Annotated in this window: 1 protein-coding gene; it reads right to left on the bottom strand. The window is 59.2% G+C overall.

Translation table 11 applies throughout. From position 1 onward, the window contains the following. A partial coding sequence (gene glpB / locus RAD15_RS43620; RefSeq protein WP_458184831.1) for an anaerobic glycerol-3-phosphate dehydrogenase subunit GlpB occupies nucleotides 1-453 on the bottom strand: 453 nt, incomplete at its 3' end. Nucleotides 454-485 lie beyond the last annotated feature (32 nt).

The following is a 485-nucleotide window of genomic DNA, read 5'->3' as shown; positions in this document are numbered from 1 at the left end:
CTGGAAATCCAGTAATCCGCTAACGCCGACGACGCAAATTCGCTGTGCGGATAACGGCCAGACCGGTACTTCCGGCGAGCTAAGCCAGGTTGAACGCAATGTGCCAAGCGGCGTGACACGCTGGTGCGCCTGCTGTACGTCACCGTATAACTGCGCGCCGCTGGCGTTAAGTAGCGTTTGCGCCTGTTGCGCCAGCGTAAGGACTTTTTGCGCGCCTAAACGCGAATAAGGATGTTCAGGCGCCTGGCGGCACAGCGCATCAAGCCCGGCGGTAATGTCAGTCACCGGTTGGCCGTCGGGCAGGGCGCTGAGTAGATCCAGCGAGCCGGAGGAAAAATGCAGCGCGCTTTGTCCGCGGGTGACGATGGCGCAGCGTAATCCATGCTGCTGGAGTTGCAGTCCGCATAGCAAACCGGCGAGACCGCCGCCCATAATAACCGTATCAAATTTCATCCTGGTGCTCCTTCTCAAGACCGCATAATCCC

It is taken from the genome of Bradyrhizobium sp. 14AA (assembly GCF_054185205.1).
Note: the sequence above shows the minus strand (reverse complement) of the source record. Positions and strands in the feature narration are given on the sequence as shown.